This is a genomic window from Phenylobacterium zucineum HLK1, from assembly GCF_000017265.1.
In the GTDB taxonomy this organism is placed as follows: Bacteria; Pseudomonadota; Alphaproteobacteria; order Caulobacterales; family Caulobacteraceae; genus Phenylobacterium; species Phenylobacterium zucineum.
In genome coordinates, this window is record NC_011144.1 from 2,079,276 (window position 1) to 2,102,236 (window position 22,961).

General features: G+C 71.6%; 21 protein-coding genes. 8 read left to right on the top strand and 13 right to left on the bottom strand.

Going from position 1 to position 22,961, the window contains the following annotated elements; all coding sequences use genetic code 11:
• Positions 1-17 precede the first annotated feature (17 nt).
• Positions 18-1,022 carry a pentapeptide repeat-containing protein gene (locus PHZ_RS10220; RefSeq protein ID WP_012522409.1) on the top strand — a complete coding sequence of 335 codons (1,005 nt, stop codon included), beginning with the start codon at positions 18-20 and terminating at the stop codon, positions 1,020-1,022.
• A gap of 18 nt (positions 1,023-1,040) precedes the next feature.
• On the opposite strand, the gene aspS is transcribed toward PHZ_RS10220, so the two are convergent.
• Positions 1,041-2,819: an aspartate--tRNA ligase gene (gene aspS, locus PHZ_RS10225; protein WP_012522410.1), complete on the bottom strand. Its 1,779-nt coding sequence runs from the start codon at positions 2,817-2,819 to the stop codon at positions 1,041-1,043.
• Positions 2,820-2,965: 146 nt separating this feature from the next.
• On the opposite strand from aspS, the gene PHZ_RS10230 reads away from it, so the two are divergent.
• Together PHZ_RS10230 and PHZ_RS10235 are read left to right on the top strand one after the other, a co-directional pair.
• Positions 2,966-4,393 (top strand): amidohydrolase, encoded by a 1,428-nt coding sequence (locus PHZ_RS10230; RefSeq protein WP_407946647.1) that lies wholly within the window; start codon positions 2,966-2,968, stop codon positions 4,391-4,393.
• Entirely contained in the window at positions 4,390-5,745 is a 1,356-nt protein-coding gene (locus PHZ_RS10235; RefSeq protein WP_012522412.1) for an amidohydrolase family protein, read from the top strand. The genes PHZ_RS10230 and PHZ_RS10235 overlap by 4 nt, the downstream gene beginning before the upstream one ends.
• A 32-nt stretch (positions 5,746-5,777) precedes the next feature.
• Here PHZ_RS10235 and PHZ_RS10240 read toward each other — a convergent pair whose 3' ends face one another.
• Positions 5,778-7,091: a serine hydrolase domain-containing protein gene (locus tag PHZ_RS10240; protein ID WP_187149067.1), complete on the bottom strand. Its 1,314-nt coding sequence runs from the start codon at positions 7,089-7,091 to the stop codon at positions 5,778-5,780.
• A gap of 157 nt (positions 7,092-7,248) precedes the next feature.
• Between PHZ_RS10240 and PHZ_RS10245 the strand changes: the two genes are divergently transcribed.
• Entirely contained in the window at positions 7,249-7,740 is a 492-nt protein-coding gene (locus tag PHZ_RS10245; protein ID WP_012522414.1) for a flavodoxin family protein, read from the top strand.
• 169 nt (positions 7,741-7,909) lie between these two features.
• Here the strand turns inward: PHZ_RS10245 and PHZ_RS21660 are convergent, their stop codons facing one another.
• Positions 7,910-10,123 (bottom strand): M10 family metallopeptidase C-terminal domain-containing protein, encoded by a 2,214-nt coding sequence (locus tag PHZ_RS21660; RefSeq protein WP_012522415.1) that lies wholly within the window; start codon positions 10,121-10,123, stop codon positions 7,910-7,912.
• 275 nt (positions 10,124-10,398) lie between these two features.
• On the opposite strand from PHZ_RS21660, the gene PHZ_RS10255 reads away from it, so the two are divergent.
• Positions 10,399-10,632 carry a hypothetical protein gene (locus PHZ_RS10255; RefSeq protein WP_041373415.1) on the top strand — a complete coding sequence of 78 codons (234 nt, stop codon included), beginning with the start codon at positions 10,399-10,401 and terminating at the stop codon, positions 10,630-10,632.
• A gap of 8 nt (positions 10,633-10,640) precedes the next feature.
• Here the strand turns inward: PHZ_RS10255 and PHZ_RS23085 are convergent, their stop codons facing one another.
• Complete coding sequence (locus PHZ_RS23085; protein ID WP_187149068.1) at positions 10,641-10,811, bottom strand: hypothetical protein; 171 nt, start codon at positions 10,809-10,811, stop codon at positions 10,641-10,643.
• Between the two features lie 150 nt (positions 10,812-10,961).
• Here PHZ_RS23085 and PHZ_RS10260 point away from each other — a divergent pair, with 150 nt between their 5' ends.
• A complete protein-coding gene (locus tag PHZ_RS10260) occupies positions 10,962-11,672 on the top strand; it encodes a ParA family protein (RefSeq protein WP_012522416.1) in 711 nt (236 codons plus the stop codon).
• Between the two features lie 22 nt (positions 11,673-11,694).
• Here the strand turns inward: PHZ_RS10260 and PHZ_RS10265 are convergent, their stop codons facing one another.
• The 8 genes from PHZ_RS10265 to lepB all read right to left on the bottom strand — a co-directional run bounded on the left by PHZ_RS10265 (position 11,695) and on the right by lepB (position 20,092).
• Positions 11,695-13,002 carry a hemolysin family protein gene (locus PHZ_RS10265; RefSeq protein ID WP_012522417.1) on the bottom strand — a complete coding sequence of 436 codons (1,308 nt, stop codon included), beginning with the start codon at positions 13,000-13,002 and terminating at the stop codon, positions 11,695-11,697.
• An 83-nt stretch (positions 13,003-13,085) separates the two neighbouring features.
• The gene (parC, locus tag PHZ_RS10270) at positions 13,086-15,344 is read right to left on the bottom strand and encodes a DNA topoisomerase IV subunit A (RefSeq protein WP_012522418.1); all 2,259 of its coding nucleotides are present in this window, start codon (positions 15,342-15,344) and stop codon (positions 13,086-13,088) included.
• A 72-nt stretch (positions 15,345-15,416) separates the two neighbouring features.
• Positions 15,417-15,845 (bottom strand): hypothetical protein, encoded by a 429-nt coding sequence (locus PHZ_RS10275; protein WP_012522419.1) that lies wholly within the window; start codon positions 15,843-15,845, stop codon positions 15,417-15,419.
• A 268-nt stretch (positions 15,846-16,113) separates the two neighbouring features.
• Positions 16,114-16,845, bottom strand: coding sequence for a DNA repair protein RecO (gene recO, locus PHZ_RS10280; protein WP_012522420.1), 732 nt, complete (start codon positions 16,843-16,845; stop codon positions 16,114-16,116).
• The gene (locus PHZ_RS10285; RefSeq protein ID WP_012522421.1) at positions 16,845-17,648 is read right to left on the bottom strand and encodes an arylamine N-acetyltransferase family protein; all 804 of its coding nucleotides are present in this window, start codon (positions 17,646-17,648) and stop codon (positions 16,845-16,847) included. Before PHZ_RS10285 ends, recO begins: the two co-directional genes overlap by 1 nt.
• Before the next feature lie 18 nt (positions 17,649-17,666).
• A complete protein-coding gene (gene era / locus PHZ_RS10290; protein WP_041373416.1) occupies positions 17,667-18,599 on the bottom strand; it encodes a GTPase Era in 933 nt (310 codons plus the stop codon).
• A complete protein-coding gene (rnc, locus tag PHZ_RS10295; RefSeq protein WP_012522423.1) occupies positions 18,596-19,312 on the bottom strand; it encodes a ribonuclease III in 717 nt (238 codons plus the stop codon). The genes era and rnc overlap by 4 nt, the downstream gene beginning before the upstream one ends.
• Positions 19,313-19,315: 3 nt before the next feature.
• On the bottom strand, positions 19,316-20,092 hold the full coding sequence (gene lepB / locus PHZ_RS10300) for a signal peptidase I (protein ID WP_012522424.1): 777 nt from the start codon (positions 20,090-20,092) through the stop codon (positions 19,316-19,318).
• 161 nt (positions 20,093-20,253) lie between these two features.
• Here lepB and PHZ_RS10305 point away from each other — a divergent pair, with 161 nt between their 5' ends.
• Positions 20,254-21,156 carry an EamA family transporter gene (locus PHZ_RS10305; protein ID WP_012522425.1) on the top strand — a complete coding sequence of 301 codons (903 nt, stop codon included), beginning with the start codon at positions 20,254-20,256 and terminating at the stop codon, positions 21,154-21,156.
• Positions 21,157-21,274: 118 nt separating this feature from the next.
• The gene (locus PHZ_RS10310) at positions 21,275-22,228 is read left to right on the top strand and encodes a glycosyltransferase (RefSeq protein WP_041373417.1); all 954 of its coding nucleotides are present in this window, start codon (positions 21,275-21,277) and stop codon (positions 22,226-22,228) included.
• On the opposite strand, the gene PHZ_RS21665 is transcribed toward PHZ_RS10310, so the two are convergent.
• Positions 22,225-22,926, bottom strand: a complete 702-nt coding sequence (locus PHZ_RS21665; RefSeq protein ID WP_148216837.1) for a BLUF domain-containing protein — start codon at positions 22,924-22,926, stop codon at positions 22,225-22,227. The two genes, PHZ_RS10310 and PHZ_RS21665, sit on opposite strands and share 4 nt — an antisense overlap.
• Between the last annotated feature and the right edge of the window lie 35 nt (positions 22,927-22,961).

Here is a 22,961-nt window from a genome sequence, read left to right on the forward strand (position 1 = left end):
CTGAGAGGATCGCCCCTGTGACGACGCGTTCCGCCCGCCTGCTCCTCGCCAGCGCCGCCTTCGCGGCCGCCGCCGCCGTGGCCGGCCAGGCCGCTGCGTTCGGCGACAAGGAGATCGCCCGCCAGACCTCGTTCGGCGGCTCGTGCGTGAAGTGCGAGCTGTCGGGCCGCAATCTGGCCGGCGCGCGGATCGTCGGGGCCAACTTCTCGGGCGCGGCGCTGGTGGGGGCCAACCTGCGGGAGGCCAAGTTCCAGGCCTCCAGCTTCGCGGGGGCCGACCTGTCGCGGGCCGACCTGAGCGACGCCGGAATGAGCGGCGCCAACTTCTCCGGCGCCAATCTCTCCAGCGCCCGGCTGCGGTCGACCGAAGCCCGCGGCGTGCACTTCGGCTCGGCGAACCTGACCCGCGCCGATCTCTCTGACGTGGAAGCCACGGGCGCCAACTTCAGCCGGGCCGTCATGACCAATGCGGTGCTGCGCGCCGCCGAGATCCGCGGCGGCCACTTCGGCTCGGCGAACCTCACCAACGCCATCCTGAACGACGTCGAGGCGGCGGGCGCGAACTTCAGCCGCGCCGTGCTGCGCGGCGCGAGCTTTCGCGCCGCCTCCCTCAAGGCGACCCACCTGAGCAAGGTTGACGCCACCGGCGCGAACTTCCAGGACGCCGACCTCGTCGCCGCCGATCTTTCAGGCGGCCGGTTCGACCGGGCGTCCTTCCGGGCGGCCGAGCTGAAGACCGCGAACCTCTCGGGGGCCACCTTCGACGGAGCGGACTTCCGCGACGCCGGCCTGCGGCGGACGGTGATTGCGGGGGCCGACCTGTCGCGCGCGCGAGGCCTGACCCAGGATCAGCTCGACGACGCCTGCGGCGATGCCCGCACCAAGCTTCCGCGCGGACTGGTCGCGAAGACCTGCCACGGGGTGCGCGTGATCGTCAGGCCGCGCACGCCGCCGCCGCCCGATCCGCCGGAGCCCCCGGCGCCGCCGGAGGCGCCCCGCTACTTCGTGGCGATCGGCGAGTAGCCGTAAGGCCCCCTAGCCTCAGGCCTTGATCGGCGGGGCCAGCCGGATGTGCAGCTCCTTGAGCTGCTTCTCGGAGACCTCGGACGGCGCGTTCATCAGCAGGTCCTGGCCCTGCTGGTTCAGCGGGAACGCGATGACCTCGCGGATGGCCGTCTCGCCGGCCAGCAGCATGACGATCCGGTCGATGCCGGGCGCCAGGCCGCCGTGCGGCGGCGCGCCGTGCCGGAACGCGTTCAGCATGCCGCCGAACTGCTCCTCGACCACCTCGGGGCCGTAGCCCGCGATCTCGAAGGCCTTGAGCATCACGTCCGGCCGATGGTTCCGGATCGCGCCCGAGCACAGCTCGTGGCCGTTGCAGACGATGTCGTACTGGTAGGCGACGATCTCGCCCGGCTCCTTGTTCAGGAGCGCGTCCAGCTCGCCCTGCGGCATCGAGAAGGGGTTGTGCGAGAAGTCGTACTTCTTCTCTTCGTCGCTCCACTCGAACATCGGGAAGTCGACGATCCAGCAGAACTCGAAGCGGCCTTCGTCGATCAGCTTCAGGTCCGTCCCGACCTTGGTCCGGGCCGCGCCGGCGAACTTGTAGAAGACCTTGGGGTCGCCCGCGACGAAGAACGCCGCATCGCCCTGCCCCAGGCCCAGCGCCTTCATCAGGCCGTCGGTCTTCTCGGGACCGAGGTTCTTGGCGATCGGCCCGCCCCAGCCGCCCTGGTCGTCGGACCAGAAGATGTAGCCGAGACCCGGCTGGCCCTCGCCCTGCGCCCAGCTGTTCATGCGGTCGCAGAAGGCGCGGCTGCCGCCCTTCGGGCCGGGGATCGCCCAGACGGCGTTCTTGGCGTCCTCGAGGATCCGCGCGAACAGGCCGAAGCCGCCGCCGCGGAAGTGCTCGGAGACGTCCTGCATCTCGATCGGGTTGCGCAGGTCGGGCTTGTCCGAGCCGTACTTGGCGATCGCCTCGCGATAGGGGATGCGCGGGAACGGGTACGGGGTGACCGGCTTGCCCTCGCCGAACTCGGTGAAGACGCCGTGCATCACCGGCTCGATGGCCGCGAAGACGTCGTCCTGGGTGACGAAGCTCATCTCCACGTCGAGCTGATAGAACTCGAGGCTGCGGTCGGCCCGCAGGTCCTCGTCGCGGAAGCAGGGCGCGATCTGGAAGTAGCGGTCGAAGCCCGAGACCATCAGCAGCTGCTTGAACTGCTGGGGCGCCTGGGGCAGCGCGTAGAACTTGGTCGGGTGCAGGCGCGAGGGCACGAGGAAGTCGCGCGCGCCCTCGGGCGAGCTCGCCGTCAGGATCGGCGTCTGGAACTCCAGGAAGCCCTGGTCGATCATCCGGCGGCGGATCGACTGGATCACCTGGCTGCGCAGCACGATGTTCCGGTGCAGCGTCTCGCGGCGCAGGTCGAGGTAGCGGTACTTCAGCCGGATGTCCTCGGGGTACTCCGGCTCGCCGAAGACCGGCAGCGGCAGCTCGGCGGCTTCCGACAGCACCTCAACCTGACGGACCACGACCTCGATCTCGCCGGTCGGCAGGTTGGGGTTCACCGTTTCGGCCGAGCGGGCCACCACCTCGCCGTCCACGCGGATCACGCTCTCGGCGCGGACGTGCTCGACGAGGTCGAATCCCGGCGTCGATGGGCTCACCACGAGCTGGGTCAGCCCGTAGTGGTCGCGCAGGTCGATGAAGATCAGGCCGCCGTGGTCGCGCTTGCGGTGGACCCAGCCCGAGAGGCGGACCTTCGAGCCCGTGTCGGAAGCGCGGAGTTGGCCGCAGGTGTGGGTGCGGTAGAGGTGCATGAAAAGCTGCGGAAATCGGCTGTTTTGCGAGGCGCGGAAGGGCGCATGCGCATCCCGGCTTGTCAAGCACGGCTGAGGTCCCGGGGGCGCTTGACTACCCCGGCCGAGCGCCCTCAACTCGCGCCGCAAAGTTCGGGGGAGCCTGAGTGCCACACATCCTCAAGGCCGCGGTCGCGGCCAGCCTGGCGGCGAGCCTCGCCGCCTGCGCCACCACGCCCGACGAGGGCGCCAAGCCCGCGCCGGCCGCCAAGTCGGCGCTGCCGAAGGGCCTGGAGGCCCGCGGCGACGTCTTCGCCAGCACCTACCAGCCCCTGCCCGGCCGCCCGACGGCCATCGTGGGCGGGACGGTCCTCACGGCCACCGGCCAGCGGATCGAGAACGGCATGGTGCTGATCCGCGACGGCCGCATCGAGCGTGTCGGCCCGGCCGCCGAGCCGCCGGCCGGCTACGAGGTGGTCGACGCCCGCGGCCGCTGGGTGACGCCCGGCGTGATCGACGCCCACTCGCACATGGGCGTCTACCCTTCTCCCGGCGTGCAGGCGCACTCGGACGGCAACGAGATCACCGACCCCAACACCGCCCAGGTGTGGGCCGAGCACTCGGTCTGGCCGCAGGACCCCAACTTCAACCTGGCGCGCGCCGGCGGCGTGACGACGGTCCACATCCTGCCCGGCTCGGCGAACCTTTTCGGCGGGCGCGGCGTCACCCTGCGCAACGTGCCGGCCCGCACGACCCAGGCGATGAAGTTCCCCGGGGCGCCCTACACGCTGAAGATGGCGTGCGGCGAGAACCCCAAGCGTGTCTATGGCGGCCGCAACCGCTCGCCCTCCACGCGGATGGGCAACGTCGCCGGCTACCGCGCCGCCTGGATCAACGCCGCCGACTACGGCCGCAAGTGGGACGCCTACCGCCGCAAGAGCGAGGACGGCGAGAAGGCCGATCCGCCGAAGCGCGACCTGCAGCTCGACACCCTGCTGGGCGTGTTGAAGGGCGACATCCTCGTCCAGAACCACTGCTATCGGGCCGACGAGATGGCCCAGATGATCGATGTGGCCGACGAGTTCGGCTACCGCATCACCTCGTTCCACCACACCACCGAGGGCTACAAGATCGCCGACGTGCTGGCCAAGCGCGACATCTGCGCCGCCACCTGGGCGAACTGGTGGGGCGGCAAGCTGGAGCAGTTCGACGGCATCGAGGCCAACGCCGCGCTCGTCCACGCCGCCGGCGGCTGCGCGATCATCCATTCGGACGATCCCGACCTCATCCAGCGACTGAACCAGGAGGCCGCCGAGGCCCTGGCCGCCGGCCGCGACGCCGGCCTGCAGATCAGCGAGGCCGAGGCCATCGGCTGGATCACCGCCAACCCCGCCAAGGCGCTGGGCGTCCTGAAGGAGACCGGCACCCTGGAGCCCGGCAAGCGGGCCGACGTGGTCCTCTGGGACAAGAACCCCTTCTCGGTCTACGCCCGCGCCGAGCGCGTGTGGATCGACGGCGGCGTCGCCTACGACCGCCACGACCCGGCCTTCCAGGCCAAGTCGGACTTCGAGATCGGCCTGGGAGGCCTGCGATGAGACGCCCGCTCGCCGCGCTCGCGGCCCTCTGCTCGCTCGCGGTCGCGGGGACCGCCGCGGCCGCCACCATCGCCGTCACCAATGCCCGGGTGCTGACCGCAGGCCCGGCCGGCGAGATCGCCAGCGGCACGGTCCTCGTCCGCGACGGCAAGATCGTCGCCGTCGGCCCATCGGTCGCCGTGCCCGCCGGCGCCCAGGTCGTCGACGCCAAGGGCGGCGTCGTCACCCCCGGCTTCGTGGCCGCCAACAGCATCCTGGGCGCCGTCGAGATCGGCATGCTCGGCACCGACGCCGCCGTCGACAACCCCGAACTGTCGGCCGCCTTCGACATCTCGTACGCCCTGAACCCCGACTCGTTCGTGATCCCGGTCGCCCGGCTGGGCGGGATCACCAGCGCGATCGTCACGCCCCGGCCGGGCCGCGGCGGTGGCGGCGACGACGGCCACAGCCACGACGGGGCCGAGGACCTGACCGCCGGCGGCGGCGCCTCGGAGCACACCCACGGCCTGTTCTCGGGCCAGGCGGCGGTGATCCAGCTGGCGCAGGGCCAGGACCCGCTGGTCAAGGCCAAGGTCGCCATGGTCGCCCCCTTCGGCGCCCGCGGCGCGGCGCTGTCGGGCGGGGCCCGCGGCGCCCAGATCGTCCTTCTCAAGACCGTGCTGCAGGATGTCCGCGCCTACGCCCGCAACAAGGCCGCCTACGAGCGCGCCGGCTACCGCGACCTGGCGCTCAGCCGGGCCGACCTGGAGGCGCTGATCCCGGTGGTCGAGGGCCGCCTGCCGCTGCTGGCCGTGGCCAACCGCGCCTCCGACATCCGCGCCGTCCTGCGCCTGGCCCGCGAGGAGAACCTGAAGGTCATCCTCTCGGGGGCGACCGAGGGCTGGCGCGTGGCCGACGAGATCGCCGCGGCCGGCGTTCCCGTCATCCTCAACCCGATCCAGAACCGGCCCGCCAGCTTCGAGAGCCTGGGCGCCAGCCTGGAGAACGCCGCCCGCCTTCACGCGGCGGGCGTGACCGTCGTCCTGGAGGGCCAGGGCGGCGCCCACCGGGCCCACGAGACCCGCTACAACGCCGGCAACGCGGTGGCCCATGGCCTGCCGTTCGACGCCGCCCTCAAGGCCGTCACGATCAACCCGGCCCGCGTCTTCGGCGTGGCGAACCGGGTCGGCTCGCTGGAGCCCGGCAAGGACGCCGACCTCGTGCTGTGGTCGGGCGACCCCTTCGAGCCCCTGTCGCGGCCCCAGCTGATCCTGGTCCGCGGCCAGGCCCAGCCCCTGACCTCGCGCCAGTTCGAGCTGCGCGACCGGTACAAGGACCTCGCCCGGCCCTACCCTCCGGGCTACGCGAAGTAGGCCGCTTCCCTCCCCCTCGTGGGGAGGGAAGTCTATCTCTCCGGGTTCACGAGCGCCTGGTAGGTGAGCGTGCGGGCCATGGCGCCGAGATCGTCGCCGCCCGAGCCGCCGAAGCGCTGGATCATGCCCACGAACACCACGTCGTTGGTCGGATCGACCCAGAACCAGGTGCCGGCCGCGCCGCCCCAGCTCATCGAGCCCTTGCCCTCCAGCGTGCCGGCCGCGCGCGGCTCGTTCACCACCATGAAGTCCAGGCCGAAGCCCACCGCCTCGTTGAAGCGCGCGCCGGTCGTGCCGTTGGACGAGACCAGCACCTCCTTCGGGATCATGTTGGTGCCCATCATCTCGACCGAGGCCGGCGAGAGGATGCGCACGCCGTCCAGCTCGCCCTTGTTCGCGATCATCTGGGCGAAGCGGGCGTAGTCCATGGTGGTGGAGACGAGGCCGCCGCCGCCCGAATCCCACGGGGGCGGCTCGAGGTAGGTGGGCAGGTCGCCGCCGAACAGCGCCTTGGCCTCCTCGATCCTGCCGGTCTCCTTGTTCCCCACGTAGACGGCGGCCAGGCGGCCCGCCTTCTCGGCCGGAACGTGGAAGGCCGTGTCGGGCATCCGCAGCGGGCGGAAGATCCGCTCGGCCATGAAGTCGCCCAGCCGCTGGCCGGTCAGCTTCTCGACGATGTAGCCCTGGATGTCGACCGAGCTGGAGTAGCGCCACTGGGTCCCCGGCTGGAAGGCCAGCGGGATCTGGGCGGTGCGCTGGATCATCTCGTGCGTCGAGGACGCCGAGAGCACCTGCTTCTCGCGGTAGAGCTTGTCCACCGGATGCTCTTCGGCCAGGCCGTACCCGAAGCCGGCGGTATGGGCCATCACCTCGCGCATGGTGGGCGGGCGGCCTAGGTCCTCCAGGATCGGCTGGCCGTTCCCGTCCACGCCCTTCAGCACCTTCAGGTCCTTGAACTCGGGGACGTAGCGGGTGACCGGGTCGTCCAGGCGCCAGCGGCCCTCCTCGAACAGGATCATCATCGCCACGCCCGTGACCGGCTTGGTCATGGAGTAGATGCGGAAGATGGTGTCGGGGGTCATCGGCTCGCCCGTGGCGAGGCTCTTCTTCCCGTAGGTCTTGAACGAGACCACCTTGCCGTGGCGGGCGAGGAAGGTGGTCATGCCGGCCACCCGGCCGCTCTCCACGACCTTCGCCATGTAGGCGTCGAGCCGGGCCAGCCGGGCGGAATCGAAGCCGACGGCCTCGGGCGCGACGGCCTGGGACAGCTCCAGGGCGGCCGGCGCCTTCTTCGGCGCGGCCCAGGTCCCATGGGCGGGCGCCAGGACCAGGGCCACCGCGGTCATCGCCCCCACCATTCTGGCCGCCGCAGAGTTTCGGTTCACGTGCATCGGATCTTTCCCCCCATACTCATCGTTCGAGCGGCACCTTAGGCGCGGGGGGCCCGCCGGCAAAGCGCGGGGGCGTTTCAGGAGCGCAACGCGGCGGGCTAACCTCGCGCCCATGAAGCGACTCCTGATCGTCTGGCACTCGCGCACGGGGACGGCGCAGGCCATGGCCGCCGCCGCCGAGGAGGCCGCCCGGGCCGAGGCGGGCGTCGATGTGCGCCGGCTGCGGGCGGCGGAGGCTGAGGCGGCGCACCTGCTGGACGCCGACGGCTATCTCTTCGCCGCGCCCGAGAACCTCGCGGCCCTGTCGGGCGAGATGAAGGAATTTCTCGACCGGACCTACTATCCCTGCCTCGAGCGGCTGAACGGGCGGCCCTACGCGGCCCTGATCGCCGCCGGCAGCGACGGCGACGGCGCCGCGCGGCAGCTCGCCCGCATCTGCACCGGCTGGCGGCTGAAGGCCGTGGCCGAGCCCTACATCCTCAACATGCGCGCCCAGACCCCCGAGGCGATCCTGGCGCAGAAACACCCGACCGAAGCCGACCTCGCCCCCGCGCGCGAGCGCGGCGCGGGCCTGGCGGCGGGGCTGGCGATGGGGGTGTTCTAGGGGGGTCTCCCTGCCCCACGACCGCACCCTCCTCCCCCGTCGGGGGAGGAGGACCATGCGCAGCATGGTGGTGGGGGCCTGCCGGAAGCTCGGCGGATGGGGCCGGCCCCCTCCACCGCTTCGCGTCCCCCTCCCCCGCTTTCGCGGGGGAGGTTCGCGCGCGGCTCGGCTAGCCGAACAGGAAGTCGCCCTGGGCGAGGCCGCGGGTGCTGCCGACCAGGATGATGAGGTCGGCGTCGCCGTCGAGGTCGACGGTGATGGCGGTGGCGGTCCAGCTGACGTCGGCGAAGGTGACGTCCTCCAGGCCCGAGAGGTCGATCAGCTCGCCCTTCTGGTAGTCGGCGATGGTCTCGGTCCCGGCCTCGGTGAAGACGAAGACGTCCTTGCCCGTGCCGCCGATCAGGACGTCGTCGCCCTCGCCGCCGTGCAGGGTGTCGGTCCCGGTGCCGCCCTCGAGGGTGTCGGCGCCCTCGCCGCCCCGCAGGTCGTCCTGGCCCGTCTCGCCCATCAGCCGGTCGTCGCCGGCGCGGCCGATGAGGGTGTCGTCGCCGGTCCCGCCCTTGAGCAGGTTGCCGACGGCGTTGCCCATCAGGGCGTCGTCGCCCTGGCCGCCGGTGGCGTTCTCGATCACCACGCCGCCGGCGATGGTGAAACCGCCGAACACGCCGTTCACGAACGAGACGACCCCGCCGCCGGTGGGCGTGTAGTCGAGCGTGGCGGCCAGGAGGTCGATGTGGGCGTCGCGGCCGCCGCTGTAGGCGATCGTGTCGGTCCCGCCGGTGTCCCAGATGGTCTGGTAGTACGACCAGCGCTGCAGGGACTCGATCTGGTAGACGTCGTCGCCCGCGTTGTGGGCGTGGACGCCGTAGCGGGCCTGCAGGACGGCGATGTCGAAGGCGCCCAGGGTGCCCGACCAGCCCGAGCCCCAGGTCTTGGACGAGAACTCCAGCGTGCCGTCCGGGTGGGTCTGCCAGCCGTCGTTGTAGGACATGACGGTGTAGACGCCCTGGTTCAGGTCGTAGATGCCGAGCGAGCTGGAGTCGGAGACGCCCAGCATGATCTCGGAGCCGCCGCCGTTGTCGTGCGGGTGGGCGACGCCGTGGGCGTGACCGAACTCGTGCAGGACGACGCCGAACGAGAAGCCGCCGGGCTGGAGGCTGGCCGGGGCGGTGAAGCCGCCGCTGATCAGGTTGAAGATGCCGAGGCCCTGCAGGTCGCCCAGGCCCGGATCCTGCGGATAGAACTTGGCCCCGAAGTCCTGGTTGACGGTGGTCACCAGGCGGAAGGTCGCCTGCTCGATGTCGTCGGTGCGGACGTAGTTTATGCCGGTGATGGGGGTGTATTCCTGCAGGGCGCGCATGACGCCCTCGATCTGGAAGTCCTCCCAGCCGTAGGTGGTGATCGGGGTGACCCCGTCTGACTCCACCTCGCCGAAGCCGCCCTCCTCGGCCGCCGCGAAGTAGACGTAGGCGGTGGGCACGCCGTCGACCATGACGGTAGGGATGTTGTTCGCCGAGTCCCAGTTGAGGGATTCCAGCGGGTCGTAGTCGGTGGGGTCGGCGGCGGCGATGTCGAGGGTGTAGCCGCCGGTCATGGCCGCCTCGTAGCCCTCGACGCGCAGGTAGTAGGTCCCGTCCTCCTCGGGCATGAAGCCGAGGCCGGTCTCGTAGTTGACCGCCGCGCCGATCTGCACGCCGTCGGCGTCGTAGAGGCGCAGGATGCCGATGTTCTCGCCGGGCAGATAGGCAGGGTACTCGCCCGAACCGGCGATGCCGCCGGCGTAGGTGAAGGTGTAGAACTGCCCGCCGGTCAGCTCGACGCGGTACATGTCGCGGTCTCCGGGGGCGTCGAGGTGGCCGTAGGTGGTCCCGACCGTCGCCTCGAAGGCGCCGCCCAGGGTGGCGGGGGCGTCGGTGGCCGGGTTCGAGACCCAGACGTCCAGGGTGTAGCCGCCGGCGTCGCGGTAGTCCGGGTAGCCGGGGGCGCCGGGATCGAGGTGGTACCAGGAACTGGGCGCGACCAGGTACGTGCCGGTCGCCGTCGGCGTGAAGGTGATCATGGACGAGCGGCCGAAGCCGCCGTCGTCGTCGGCCGCGATGACATTGCCGCCGGAGTCGGCCAGCAGCAGGTACGGGTCCTCCATGCCGCCGGCCGCGGCGGGGCGCTGGGCGAAGGTGTAGGTCACCCCCGCCTGCAGGGTGAAGCCGTAGACGTCGAGCACCTCGGTCGAGAAGGAGTCGAGGAAGCGGATCGGCGGCTGGCCGTCGGCGGCCGGCAGGGCCGCGCCGATCGGGGTGAAGCCGCTCAGGCTGGGATGCAGGGGGGAAGACGTGTCAGGGCTGCCGCCGGACGGACGGAAGTCTTCCATCGTTGCTGGGCGCATGTGATTTCCCTATGAACAGGTTTCTTATCGGCCAAGATTTGCCTTGATTGCATAGGCATCATGGTTTCAGCGGTCCAGCAACAGGATTCGCAAAGACGCACCAAGTACATCTTTTGACATTTACTTAGGAGATGGGTGTGAGACGTACGCCACGGACTGCAGCGTTCATACTGCCCGTCGCGGTGCTGACGATGGCCTGGACGACCCCGCCCGGAACGGCCCAGCATGCAACCATAGATAGTCCTCCGCCAAGGGCGCACGCCGATGACAAAGTCGTGAGCGACGTAGCGAAAGGTCCGGCCGCGAGGTTCCCCACCCTCGACGCCTACCTCGCCTGGCTGGAGCAGCGAGCGAAGCTGGGCGGGTCGTGGTACCGCGAGGTCCGGCCGGGACTCTTCGAGCTGCAGGACGGCCATTTCCGGCCCGAGGGGGGCGATACCCGCCCGGACAAATCCAGGCGCACCTTCACCCGCCGGGAGCTGGCCGAGCGGTTCGGCTTCAAGGAGTAGCGGCGGCCTCAGTCGACGCCGTCGTCGCCCGGATCGGGGTCGCGGTCGCAGGCCGGCGGAGGATGCGGCCGGTCGGGCGGCTCGGCGGCGCCCGCCTCGGGGTCCGGAGGCCGGTCCTGCCCCCCGCGCCGCCTGACCCACGCCGAATAGGCGCCCCGCCTGCGGTTGCCGCTCGCCATCGTCCCCCCGCGCCGCGACTCTGCCTCGAGGATTGGGCGGCCCGGCCGCGCCGTCTGTCAGGTTCCCGACAGAGACCCGGCGCCCCGCCGGCGCCTGAAAAGCGCCCGACTCTCAAGGCCCGGTTGAGTCCGCAGGAAGAGGGTCCGCCGATGCCGAACGTCGTCTTCATCAGCCCCAAGGGCGGCGCCGGGAAGACCACCGCGGCGGTGGCGCTGGCGTTGGGGCTCGTCGAGCGCGGCCAGCGGGTGGCGATGATCGACGCCGACCCCAACAAGCCGCTGGTGCGCTGGGCCGAGCTGCCGAACCGCTGCGAGGGGATCAGCGTGCACCCGGCGCCGACCGTGCCCGACATCCGCGACGCCGCCCGCGAGGCCCAGCGGCGCGCGCCAGACTGGATCCTCCTGGACACCGAGGGGACCGAGCGCGGGGCGGTGGTGCTGGCGGCGCTGCGGCCCGACCTGGTGCTGACCCCGCTGGCCGGCTCGCAGCTGGACCTGGCCGAGGCGATCAAGGCGGCCGAGATGGTGCGCGCGTTCGGCCGGCGCGGCGGGCGCGAGGTCCCCCACCGGGCGCTGCTGACGCGCGTGCCGGCGGCGATCAAGCCGAAGATGCTGAGGAGCGTGGTCGAGCAGCTGCGCGCCGCGGGCGTGAAGATCCTGCCGACGCCGCTGCTGGAGAAGGAGGCGTTCCGGGCGCTGTTCCACATCGGCGCCGGGTTCGAGGCGCTGGAGATGAACGGCGTGTTCGGCGCGGCGGCGGCGCGGCAGAACACCGCGGCCTATGTGGCGGACGTGACGGCGCTGGTCGGCCCGGCCGAGCCCGGAGCGCGCGCGCCGGCCGCCGAGGCCCGGGCGTTCTAGGAGGGCGCCCTAGGCTGGCGCCCTAGACTCCGGGCTCCCGCCGGGCGCCCGGCAGGGGCCGCAGGCGGATCTTGTCGATGCGGCGGGCGTCCATCTGCAGCACCTCGGCCTCGAAGCGGCCGATGCGCACGACCTCGCCCGGCTCGGGCAGGCGCTCGAGCCGGTCCAGCACCAGGCCCGCGACGGTGTGGTACGAGCCGGCCTCGAAGTCGGTCTCCAGCGCCTCGTTGAGCTCGACGATGTCGACCCGGCCGTCCACCAGGAACGAGCCGTCCGGCAGGGCGGCGATGGCCGCGGCGGGACTGTCGTGCTCCTCGGGCAGGTCGCCGGCGATCATCTCCAGGAGGTCGGTGGGGGTGAGGATGCCCTCCAGCCCGCCGAACTCGTCGACCACGAAGGCCATGTGGTTCTTGGACGCCTTGAACTGCTCCAGCGCCCGCAGCATCGAGGTGGTCTCGGGGATGTAGAGCGGCTCCTGGGCCAGGGCCGACAGGTCGAGCGGCCCGCCGGCCAGCAGGGCGTCGGCCACGTCGCGCTTGTGCACCACGCCCAGCGGGCTGTCGAAGTCCTGGCCCTTGACCAGCACGAACCGCGAATAGGGGCAGGCCCGCACCTCCTCGCGCAGGGCCGCCGCGTCGGCTTCGGCCGAGACCCAGTAGACGTCCATCCGCGGCGTCATGGCCACCCGCACCGGCCGGTCCCCCAGGCGCATGACCTCGTGCATCATGGCCTCCTCCTGGGGCTCGATGACGCCGGCGCCCGTGCCCTCGGCGAGGACCGACTCCACCTCCTCCTGGGTCACGGCGGTGCCGTCGCGGTCGCGCACGCGCAGCAGGCCCAGCACCGTGGCGGTGGAGAAGGTCAGCAGGGTCACGAACGGCCCCATCGCCTTGGCCATCACCGCCAGCGGGCGCGCCACGATGGCGGCGATGGCCTCGGGATGGATCAGCGCCAGGCGCTTGGGCACCAGCTCGCCCAGGATCAGCGAGAAGTAGGTCAGCAGCACGACGACCACGCCGGTGGCGATCTGCTCGGACCAGGGGGCCAGCCAGGCGATCGTCTCCAGCCGCGTGTCCAGCTCGCCGGCGATGGTGGCCTGGCCGAAGGCGCCGGCCAGGATGCCGATCAGGGTGATGCCGACCTGCACGGCCGACAGGAAGCGCGTGGGCTCCTCGGCGAGCCGCAGGGCGGCCCGCGCCCCGCGGTCGCCGCGCTCGGCTCGGCCCTGCAGGCGCGCGCGTCGGGAGGAGACGACGGCCAGCTCGGACATGGCGAACAGGCCGTTGAGGAGGATCAGCAGGAAGACGACGGTGGTCGCAAGGAGCAGCATGGTCCGGACAGGATGGCGAGGCGAAAGCGCCCCGCCACAAGCCTAGCGCCCCCCGCGCCCGGACGCGACGCCGTTCGTCGCGCCTACGCCTTCGGCCGAAAGCGCTTGGTGGCGGGGAAGCCCTTGGGCGCGAGCTTGCCGGCGCCGGCCCGGCGGCCGGCCCATTCCTGCCAGCCGTCCCAGGCGCGGGTGCGGCCGGCGGCGTCGATCCAGGCGGCGCCCTCGGCGGCGTTGAACACCAGGGCGTCGCGCAGGCCGCCCTCGCGGTAGCTCTGCAGCTTCACGCCCTTGCCGCGCGGCATCTCGGGCAGCTCGGCGAGCGGGAAGACGAGGATCTTGCCGTTGTCGCCGACGACGGCGATCTGGTCGCCCGTGACCGGCAGGCAGACGGCGGCCCCCTCGCCCTTCTTCGCCGGATCGCCGGCGTTCAGCACCTGCTTGCCCGCGCGGCGGAAGGCGATGGCCTCCTCCTCGGGCAGGATGAAGCCGTAGCCCTGCTTGCTGGCCAGCAGCCGCTTGGCCCCCGGCTTGTGCGGGAAGACGTCGACGATGCCGACCTTGTCGTCGAGGTCGATCATCAGGCGCAGCGGCTCGCCGTGGCCGCGGGCGCCCGGCAGCTTGTCGCAGCCGAGGGTGAAGAAGCGGCCGTCCGAGGCGAAGATCAGCAGCTTGTCGGTGGTCTCGGCCGGGACCAGGAACTGCAGCTTGTCGCCCTCCTTGAACTTCAGCTCGGAGGGGTCCTCGATGCGGCCCTTGGCGGCGCGGATCCAGCCGCGCTCGGAGAGGATGATGGTGATCGGCTCGCGCACGATCATCGCCTCGATGGCGGCCTCGGCGTCAACCTGCGGGGCCTCGCCGAACGTCGAGCGGCGGTCGTTGAGCTTGCCCAGCTCGGCCTTCACGTGCCGCAGCCCCTCGCCCACCAGCTTCCACTGGGCCGCGTCGGAGGCCAGCATCTTCAGGATCCCGTCGCGCTCCTCGGCGAGCTCGGCGTGCTCGCGGCGGATCTCCATCTCCTCCAGCTTGGCGAGCTGGCGCAGGCGGGTGTTGAGGATGGCGTCGGCCTGGATCTCGCTGAGCGAGAAGGTCTCGATCAGCTTCTCCTTCGGCTTGTCCTCGTAGCGGACGATGCGGATCACCTCGTCGAGGTTGAGGTAGGCGATCATCAGGCCGTCGAGGATGTGGAGCCGGGCCTCGATCTTCTCCAGCCGGTGGCGGGCCCGGCGGACGAGCACCTCGCGGCGGTGGTCGAGGAACGCCTTCAGCGCCTGGCGCAGGTTCATCACGCCCGGCGTGCCGCGCGCGTCCAGGACGTTGAGGTTCACCGAGAACCGGGTCTCGAGGTCGGAGAGCTTGAACAGGCTCTCCATCAGCACCTCGGCCTCGACGTTGCGGCTCTTGGGCTCGAGGACGAGGCGCACGTCCTCGGCGGACTCGTCGCGCACGTCGCCCAGCAGCGGGGCCTTCTTGGCCTCGATCAGCTCGGCCAGCTTCTCGACCAGGTCGGCCTTCTTCACCTGGTAGGGGATCTCGGTGACGACGATCTGGTAGGTCCCCTTGCCGAGGTCCTCCTTCGTCCAGCGAGCCCGGACCCGCACGCCGCCGCGGCCGGTGGCGTAGGTTTCGGCCAGCGATTGCCGCGGCTCGACGATGACGCCGCCGGTCGGGAAGTCGGGGCCCTGGACGTGGGTCATCAGGGCCTCGGTGGAGGCCTCGGGATTCTCCAGCAGGAGCAGGCAGGCGTCGATCAGCTCGCCGGCGTTGTGCGGCGGGATTGAGGTGGCCATGCCGACGGCGATGCCGGTCGAGCCGTTCGCCAGGAGGTTCGGGAAGCCGGCCGGCAGGACCACCGGCTCGTCGTCGGAGCCGTCGTAGGTGGGCTTGAAGTCGACCGCGTCCTCTTCGATGCCGTCCAGCAGCAGGGTCGCGGCCGCCGTGAGCTTGGCCTCGGTGTAGCGCATGGCCGCGGCGTTATCGCCGTCGATGTTGCCGAAGTTGCCCTGGCCGTCGACCAGCGGATAGCGCTGGGCGAACGACTGGGCCATGCGCACGAGGGTGTCGTAGATCGCCTGGTCGCCGTGCGGGTGGTAGCCGCCCATCACCTCGCCGACCACCTTGGCGCACTTGCGCGCGGCGTTCTCGGGGTTCAGCCGCATCTCGCGCATGGCGTAGAGCACGCGGCGCTGCACGGGCTTGAGGCCGTCGCGCACGTCGGGCAGCGCCCGGTCGGTGATGACGGACAGGGCGTAGGCGAGGTAGCGGCGCGACAGGGCCTCGGACAGCGGCTCGTCGATGATCCGGTCGGGCTCGGCCCCGCCGGGCGGTGCGGTGTGGACGGTCATGGGCGTCTCTTAGCAAGGCGCGGGATTCGGGGCGACGTCGCAGCGCGCCGCAGGCGCGGGTTCGTGGACCGCCTAGAACGGCAGCGGGGCGAGGTCGGGGTCGGCCCAGGCGCGGCGGGCCTCGGGGCTGAACAGGCGCTCGCGGGACCAGTGCGCCAGCGGCCAGTCCGAGCGGCCGAGGGGGCCCGCCAGCAGCTCGGCCAGGATCGCCGAGAGGCTGGCGTGCGGCCGGGCCGCCAGGTGCGCCTGGGCGGCGCGAAGGGAGGCCAGGGTTATGGTCTCGTGGTAGCCGGCGGTGTCGGTGTTCTCGCCCCCGGTGGCCTCGTTGTAGGCGCGGATCAGGCCCGGCATCTCGGCGAAGGCGTCGCGCCCCGGGCGGGTGAGCAGCCACAGCGCCGCCGCCCAGTGGGCGGCGTGGGTCCATTCGGCCTTCGGCAGGGCCCGGGCGGCCATGCCCTCGCCGATGCGGGCGATGTCGTCGTCGGTGTAGGTCGTCGTCATGTCGAGCGTCCTGAAGGCTCGGCGAAGGCCATGAAAAAACCCCGCCGGAGCGGGGTTTGCGGGGTCGGTTCGTGAAGCCGGAAGCGTCAGGGACAGACAGGCGCAAACACCGCCGCGGGGCGGAGCTGTTGCTGCTGGATCCGGTTGAGCTTCGTCGTCACGGCCGCGCAGATAACGGCGTTCTCGACTGGAGGCAAGCCCCTGCGGTCAGCGCATATGGGTCCCGGTCTTCGCCTCCGGCGAAACCGGGATGACAAGTCGAGGGAAACTACAGCCGTCCCGCTTCGGAGAGGCGGTCGAGGAGCCAGAGGCGCGCGGGCGGCAGGGGCCGGTTCAAGGGGCCGAAGATGAAGGCCTCCAGGAAGTGGCCGGTGAGCGCCAGGCCGGCGGCGACGTCGCCGGCGCGCAGGCCGCCCTGGGCCGAGAGCAGGAATGGCGGCAGCGCCAGCAGGCGGTCCTTGTAGGGCTCGCCCGCCTGGCGGCTGACGGCGCGGCCGGTGCGCGGGCTGACCCAGACGAGATCGTCGGTGATCCCGGTGGCGGCGCACTTTGAGAGGTCGAGGCCGAAGCCCAGGTCCTGCAGCAGCCCCGCCTCGAAGCGGACGAAGACCGCGGGCCAGACGTCCGGATGGGTCAGCGCGCCGGTCAGCGCCTCGAAGGCTAGGAAGGCGCCCGGATGCGGCTCGCGCTCGGGCAGCGCGCCCGCGGCGACCGCGGCGGCGGCCGAAAGGCCCGACAGCGCCAGGGGATCGTCGAACAGGGCCGCCGGCCCCTCCCCAACCGGCTCGATGGCGGCCGAACCGAGCTGGTCCGAGACCCGCGCGCGGTAGCGGGCGATCACCCGCGCGCCCGGCTGCAGGAAGGGCCGCACCTTGCGCGAGGCGCCGCCGGCCACGTGGGCGGCGTACCTGCCGTGGGCCGAGGTGAGCAGCTCGACGATGGCGCCCGTCTCGCCGTGGGCGCGGGCGGCCAGCACGAAGGCGTCGTCCTCGAATTCCATCAGCGGGCCGCGGCCGCTTCGATGAGCGGCCGCCACGACGGTTCGACCGGCAGGCCGAACACCTCGCGCAGGACCCGTTCGATCCCGCCGGCGTCCAGGATCTCGTGGGCCGTCTCGCCCCCGCGCGGCCGGACGGTGAAGCGGTTGAACAGCAGCCCGTAACGCGCCTCGGGCGTCGTGCGGGCGGCCAGGAGGTTGTGGCGGAAATGGCTGGTCGGATGGGTGGAGGTGAACCAGTTGGCCATCTCGTAGTCGCGCGGGACGCAGGGGCTGGGCCCGATGTCGTAGGCCGGGACCCAGCCGGCCTCTCGCAGCACCTCCAGACGCAGGTCCTCGACCACCGGCGCCAGGCGGTAGCGGTCGTGGTCGGTCGCCTGTTCGACGCCGGCCTCGTAGCGGAGCGGCGCCGTCAGCACGCAGCCGCCGAAGCCCACGTCCACCAGCCAGGGCTCGCCCTCGGCCAGCACCTTCAGGACCATGTGGGTGCGCGGCTGGTCCGGCGCGCCCGGCGGCATGTTCCAGCGGACGCGGGCCGCGAGGCCCTCCACCTCGTAGCCGAGGGCCGCCAGGACCCGCCGGAAGAGGCCGTTGTGCTCGAAGCAGTAGCCGCCCCGGCGGGCGTGGATCAGCTTGGCGTCCACGGCCTGGGGCGAGATGTCGATCCCGCGGTCCAGCAGGCAGTCGACAGCCTCGAACGGGATAGCCGCGGGATGCAGGGCGTGCAGCTCGCGCAGGGTCTGAAGCGTCGGCTCGCGAGAGCCGGCGTAGCCGATGCGGGCGAAGTAGGCGTCGAGGTCGACCATCTGGTGAGAGCTAGGCTCTCACACGTCGTAGTCCAGGCCCAGCGGGCCGTAGAACTCGCGCTTGTCGGCCCAGCGCTCGTCCACGGCCACGTGCAGGAAGAGGTGCACGGGGCGGTCGAGAATGGCGGTCAGCTCCTCGCGGGCCTTCTGGCCGATCCACTTCAGGGTCTGGCCGCCCTTGCCCAGGACGATGGGCCGCTGGCCCTCGCGCTCGACGAAGATGGTCTGCTCGATGCGCACGCCGCCGTCGCCGTCGGGGGGCGCGGGCCTCTCCTCGAACTTCGTCGTCTCGACGGTGGCCGAATAGGGCAGCTCCTCGTGCAGGCGCAGGTAGAGCTTCTCGCGGGTGATCTCGGCCGCCAGCAGGCGGGCCGGCAGGTCGGCGGTCTGGTCCTCGGGGTAGAACCAGGGGTTGTCGGGCATCAGGGCCGCGAGCCTGGCCTTCAGGTCCTCCACGCCCGAGCCGGAGGTCGCCGAGACCATGAAGACCTCGTCGTAAACGCCCGTATCGAAGAGGGTTTTGGAGATATCGAGCAGCGCCTCGCGCTTGACCGCGTCGATCTTGTTCAGCGCCAGGATCACCTTACGGCCGGATTTCTTCAGGCCCTCGACGATGGAGTCCACGTCGGCCTGGGCCTTGCGGTCGGCGGGCTTGTCGCCGAGTTGGGCGGCGGCGTCGACCAGGTGGACGACGGCGTCGGCGTCCTCGGCCCCGCCCCAGGCGGCGCGGACCATGGCCCGGTCCAGCCGGCGGCGCGGCTGGAAGATCCCGGGGGTGTCGACCAGCACGATCTGGGCGTCGCCCGCGATGGCCACGCCGCGCACGGGAAAGCGCGTCGTCTGCACCTTCTGGGTGACGATCGAGACCTTGGCCCCGACCAGTCGGTTGGTCAGGGTGGACTTGCCCGCATTGGGCGCGCCGATGATGGCGCAGAAACCGGCGCGGCTCATTCTCCGACCTTTCCGGGCTCGGGCCCTTCGCGCTTCAGCAGCATGCACTGGGCCGCGGCCTTCTCGGCGGCCTGGCGCGAGCGGCCCTCGCCGCGCTCGGCGCCGAAGCCCGCCACCTGCACCTCGACCGTGAAGGACGGGGCGTGCGGCGGCCCTTCCTGGGAGACGATCTCGTAGGTCGGCAACGGCAGGCCCATGCCCTGCACCCACTCCTGGAGCTGGGTCTTGGGATCCTTGGCCCGCGGCTCGTCGAGCCTGGCGAACTCCTCGTCCCAGAACTTGAGGAAGAACGCGCGGGCGGTCTCGAGGCCCCCGTCGATGTAGAGCGCCGCGATCAGCGCCTCGCAGGCGTCGCCGAGGACCGCGTCGGACTTGCGCGCGCCGACCTTGGTGGCCGAGGCCGACAGGCGCAGCGCCTCCTGCAGGCCGGCCCGCTTCGCCGCCCGGGCGCAGGCATGGTAGTTCACGAGGCTGGCCAGCAGCCGGCTCATCTCGCCCTCGCGGGCGTCGGGATCGAGGGCCATCAGCCGCTCGGCGGCGCACAGGTTCAGCACCCGGTCCCCGAGGAACTCCAGGCGCTCGTTGTGACGCACGGCGCGGGCGCCGTCGCCGACGCTGGCGTGGGTCAGCGCCCGTTCCAGCAGGTCGCGGTCGGTGAAGACGTAGCCGATGCGCCGCTCGAGTTCGGCGACGGCGGCCGCACGGGCGTTCATGGACTAGTGCAGGACCTTGAAGAAGCGGCTGGGCCGGGCGTCGAGCACCCAGGTCCAGGGCTTGAAGACCGAGGCCTCGGGCTCCCAGGACAGGAGGACGATCTGGGCCTTGCCGACCAGGTTCTCGGCCGGGACGAAGCCGACGCCGCCGGCGCCGGGCGGAACGCGGCTGTCCATCGAGTTGTCGCGGTTGTCGCCCAGCATGAAGTAGTGGCCCTCGGGGACCACGAACTGCTCGGTGTCGTCGAGGTCGCCGTCGGTCCCGAAGTCCTGGGTGGCGAAAGAGGCGCCGTTCACGGTCTCGCGGTACTGGGCCACCTCGCGGACGAAGCCGCCCATGTCGGTGCGGGCCGGCGGCAGCGGCTGGCGCTCGACCAGGGCGCCGTTCACGTAGAGCAGGCCGTCCTTCATCTGGACGCGGTCGCCCGGCAGGCCGATCACCCGCTTGACGTAGTCGGTGCGGTTGTCGCTGGGCAGTTTGAAGACCACCACGTCGCCGCGCTCGGGCGAGCCGCCGAAGATACGCCCCTCGAACAGCGGCGGGCTGAAGGGGATGGAGTGCTTCGAGTAGCCGTAGGACCACTTGGAGACGATGATGTAGTCGCCCTCGTACAGGTTCGGCTCCATCGAGGCCGAGGGGATGGTGAAGGGCTGGAAGAACACCACGCGCAGAACGAGCGCGATCAGCAGCGCGTAGACCACCGTCTTGACGATCTCGACGAACTCGTTCGCCGCGCCGGATTTTTCGGGGCTGTGCGCGCTCTGCACGTTCTCGCTCATGAAACGTCCCTGGTGGGCCCCGGCGGGCCGGAGCGAAGCGTTGGGTAGACGCTGGATAGCCCACGGGCAAGCGCCGCGCCCGTGAACTCTGCTTCACGCAAGCGGGCCGGATCGTCGCAACTGGCCCTGTGAGCCCGCCCGCCGACGCCTAACTTAGCGCCATGAGTCGCCCCGCGCTGCCGCCGCTGCACGCCCTGCTGGCCCTGTCGGTCGTCGCCGTCTGGGGGACCAACTTCGTCGTCATCCGCTGGGCGCTGGACGACCTGCCGCCGCTGACCTTCGCGGCGCTGCGCTTCACCTTCGCCCTGCTGCCGGCGGTGTTCTTCCTGAAGAAGCCGGACGTGCCCTGGCGCAACCTGGCGGCCTACGGCGTGCTGATCGGGGTCGGCCAGTTCGGCCTGCTCTACATCGCCATGACGCAGTGGATCTCGCCGGGGCTGGCCTCGCTGGTGGTGCAGGTGCAGGCGTTCTTCACGGTCGGGTTCGCCATGATGCTGGCCGGCGAGAAGATCCGCCGGTTCCAGGTGGCGGCCCTGGGGCTGGCGGCCGCCGGCCTCGCCTGGCTGATGGCCCACACCAGCGCCGACGCCACGCCGCTCGGCCTGGCGCTGGTGGTCGGCGCGGCCCTGGGCTGGGCGGGCGGCAACACGGTGGCCCGGGCGGCCGGCCCGGTGAACATGCTGAGCTACGTGGTCTGGTCGAGCCTGTTCGCCGCCCCGCCCCTCTTCGGCCTGGCCCTGGCGTTCGAGGGCTGGCCCGCGGTGCGCGAGGGGATCGTGCAGGCCGACCTCGGAACCTGGGCCTGCGTGCTGTGGCAGTCGGTGGGCAACACGATCTTCGGCTATGCGAGCTGGGCCTGGCTGCTGGCCCGGCACCCGGCGGCGACCATCGCCCCCCTGTCGCTGCTGGTGCCGGTGTTCGGCATGGGCGCCTCGGCCGCGCTGCTGGGCGAGCCGCTGGCCGCCTGGAAGCTGACGGCGGCGGTGCTGGTGCTGGGCGGGCTGGCGCTCAACACCCTCTATCCGGCCTGGGAGCGCCGGCGGACGGCGACGCGCGGAGCCTGACCGACGGGCGCCTGACCGAAGGGGCGCCTGACCGAAGGGGCGCCTGACCTAAGGTCGGCCTTGCCACGACTCCCAAGTTTGGCGAACTGACACGCAGTTGCAGTTCGCGTGAGTTCGCATGCCCAAGATTTTGTACGCCCTGGCTTCCGCGGGCGGGTTCACCGGCGGCCAGAAGATGGTCGTGCGGCACGTCGAGACCCTGCGGGACCTGGGCTTCGAGGCACGCCTGTACGTGACGAACGCCCTGCCCGCCGGGCTGTCCCACCAGGCGCCGATGATCCGGGGCGGCTTCCACAACGACGACATCCTGGTCGTCCCGGACGACGACGTGGACATCCTCCGCCAGTGCGAGGCGGCCCGCTGGCGCTCGGTGGTCTTCGTGCAGAATCCCTACGCCCTCGCGGCCGCGGGCGCCGGCGAGGTGATGCGCCGGATGGCCGATCAGGGCCGTCTGACCCTCCTCTCGGTCGCGCCGCGGCAGACGGCGACGCTGCGGCGGCTCTTCCCAAAGGCGGCGATCCACGACATCCGCGCCTTCGCGGACGAACGGCTGTTCCGCCCGGCGCCGGCCAAGCAGCGCTGCATCGTCTCCACGCCGAAGAAGCGGCCGCAGGAGCGCCAGGCGATCGAGGCCTTCCTGCGCCTCATGCATCCCGCCTGGGACTGGCCCTGGCGCGACCTGCAGGGCGCGAGCGAGATCGAGACGGCCGAGAGCCTGGCGCAGAGCGAGGTGTTCCTCAGCCTGAACCGCCTGGAATCGGTGGGGCTGGCGCCGCTCGAGGCCATGGCCGCGGGGTGCGTGGTGGCGGGCTTCACCGGGATCGGCGGGCTCTCCTACGCCACGCCGGACAACGGCTTCTGGGTCCCGGACGAGGACTGCGAGGCGGCCGCCGACGCCCTGGCCGAGGCCTGCGCCCTCGTGAAGGAAGGCGGGCCGGCCCTCAAGCGCCGCCGGGAAGCCGGATTCGAGACGGCCCGGGCCTGGTCGCAGGCCGCCTGCAAGGTCGAGCTGGAGGCCGCCTGGACGCAGATCGCGCCCGAGACGCGCGTCTCGGAGGGGTCGCTGGACTAGCCGCCGTCCTCCTCGGCGAGCGCGGCGCTCTCCAGCCCGGAGAGGATCTGCAGCAGCATCAGGGCGCCCTCCACCGACAGCGCCTCGGGACGGAACCCTCCGGCCGGGACCGGCGCCTCGCCGGGCGCCGCGGAGCGGGCGCACATCAGCCAGCCGGCGAAGAGCCGCGCCTCGACCGGACCGCTCTCGACGACGTGCAGGTCGCGGTGGCGCGGATCGACGGCGATGGCCCCGTAGACCTGACGCACCGCCTCGCGTCCGCCTTCCAGCGCCTGAAGGTAGCGCCCGTCCGAGGCCAGCAGCGCGCCGGTGATCCCGAGCGCGGCGTTGCTGGGCAGCGACTGGCTGAGGATCTCGTCAAGGTCGCGGGCGAGTTCGGTCGTCTCGGCGGTGCTGTAGTAGACCAGCCGGTACAGGGGAGACGGCTCGGCGGGAGGGCGGGCGTCCCGCCGCTCGCCGCCCTGCGGATGACGCAGCCAGACGCCGACGGACCCGTCCGTCCGGGTCTCGAACGTCACCCCGTGGCGGGCCAGCGCATCCAGCAGCGCCGACAAGGTGCGGCTCTGGGCGTTGACCTCGCCGCGCACCCGCTCCAGCCGCTTGATGGTCTCGAGGCTGAGCCCGGACTCGAGCGCCAGTTCCTCCTGCTCCAGGCGGGCCATGGCCCGGGCCGCCCGCAACAGCTCTCCCGTCAACACCCGCAGGCTCCTTCCGCGACGCCGGCGGCGGAAAG